Origin of the sequence: Flavobacterium tructae, from assembly GCF_001853485.1 — a bacterium.
GTDB lineage: Bacteria > Bacteroidota > Bacteroidia > Flavobacteriales > Flavobacteriaceae > Flavobacterium > Flavobacterium tructae.
Genome location: NZ_MIKE01000020.1, coordinates 1 through 1,848, shown reverse-complemented (window position 1 = coordinate 1,848; position 1,848 = coordinate 1). Strand labels below are relative to the sequence as shown.

Genomic DNA, 1,848 nt, shown 5'->3' with positions numbered 1-1,848 from the left:
CATTTATTTTATTTTTAAAGAATGGCTTAGCCTATTGACTAAGCCATTTTATTAGTACAGAATATTATTTGGTCAGGTATAAATACCCCGCCTCCTGATGTGGATTGGATTGGTTGTCTTTGTATTTAATGATATAATAATAAGTTCCTTCCGGTAATCCATCTGAATCTTTGATTGTAACACGTCCTTCAGAAATACCTCTAAAAACAATATCATTATTATTGTAATGATCACGATCAAAAACCAAAACTCCCCAACGGTTAAAAATCTGAACCGTATTATCAGGATAACATTCTAATCCCTGAATATAAAATCTCTCGTTCTTGCTGTCTCCATTTATAGAAACCGCGTTGAATACTTTAATTACACAACCTTGTAGCGATAATACTGTTGGTTTATCTCCCTCTACACTACTATCATCTGATTTGTCTTTTACGACAATATGATCAGGACTTGTTCCAAAAACTTCGGCTTGATTCGATATACTTCCTGCATTAATATCGGCTTGTAGGATCGAATAAGTTCCTGTAAAAGAAGTGTTATCCTCTTCTCCTACCCCTAAATTTATTGGGCCTCCGGTCATGGTAATTCCAGTTAACGGATCTACTATATAAACATTAGTCAACGCTACATTTCCTGTATTGGTTACGGTGAAATTATACGTAATAGTCTCCCCTACTTTTGCATTACTGTCACCATTTTCATCATTGAAATGTGCCGTTTTCACTAAAGCAATACTTGGTTTAGATACTGGTATCATAACACTAACCACAACAGTACTAGATACTGTACTACAGTTAGATGGATTCGTTATTTCACATATTTTATATTCCACTGTATAGTTTCCTGCCGCAGTATTTGGAGCTACAGTTACAGTACCATCTGCATTCAAAGTTAATCCTGCAGGAACAGTTACTGACGTCAAACTTACTTGACCCGGATTTGTACCTATAACTACTGGATTACCATTTAAAGTATCATTTGATGTCAAAGAAGTACTATTACCTCCCGTATTTCCATTAATTGATGCTGTAGTCTCTGTCAATGCAACAATTGCTGCTGCACTTACCACAACAGTACTAGATACTGTACTACAGTTAGATGGATTCGTTATTTCACATATTTTATATTCCACTGTATAGTTTCCTGCCGCAGTATTTGGAGCTACAGTTACAGTACCATCTGCATTCAAAGTTAATCCTGCAGGAACAGTTACTGACGTCAAACTTACTTGACCCGGATTTGTACCTATAACTACTGGATTACCATTTAAAGTATCATTTGATGTCAAAGAAGTACTATTACCTCCCGTATTTCCATTAATTGATGCTGTAGTCTCTGTCAATGCACATAAATAATTATTAATAATTACTTCTATTGATCCAGACGAACACCCATTAACAGTTACTGTATAATTAAAAGTTGACCCTGCCAGTAATCCTGAAATAGTTGTAGAAGATGTACTTCCATTAATATTACCTGGGTTTATTGTCCAATTTCCTACAGGTAAATCATTCAAAACTACACTACCTGTTACGACTACACAAGTAGGTTGCATAATCGTACCTAATGTTGGTGTTGTTGGAATGACATTAACAGTAAATGTAGCGTCTGATGTTGTCGCTGCACAAGAGCCATTGGCTGCAACAGTATAACGAACTGTTACCGAGGTATCAGAAGAAACATCTGCCGGTGTATAAGTAGTTCCTGAAATCGTTCCCCCTCCTGAAACAACTGACCAGGTACCACCTGCTGGTGTAGCTGATAAGGATTTGGTACTGTTCTCACAAATAGCTGTAGTGCTTGTTGTATTAGTTGCTGTTCCTGAAAATACATTAACAGTAAATG

At 36.4% G+C, this 1,848-nt stretch carries 1 protein-coding gene; it reads right to left on the bottom strand.

What is annotated here, in order from left to right:
• Positions 1-64: 64 nt before the first annotated feature.
• Positions 65-1,848, bottom strand: a 1,784-nt coding sequence (locus BHE19_RS07710) for a gliding motility-associated C-terminal domain-containing protein (RefSeq protein WP_124020464.1), incomplete at its 5' end; no start/stop codon positions are given.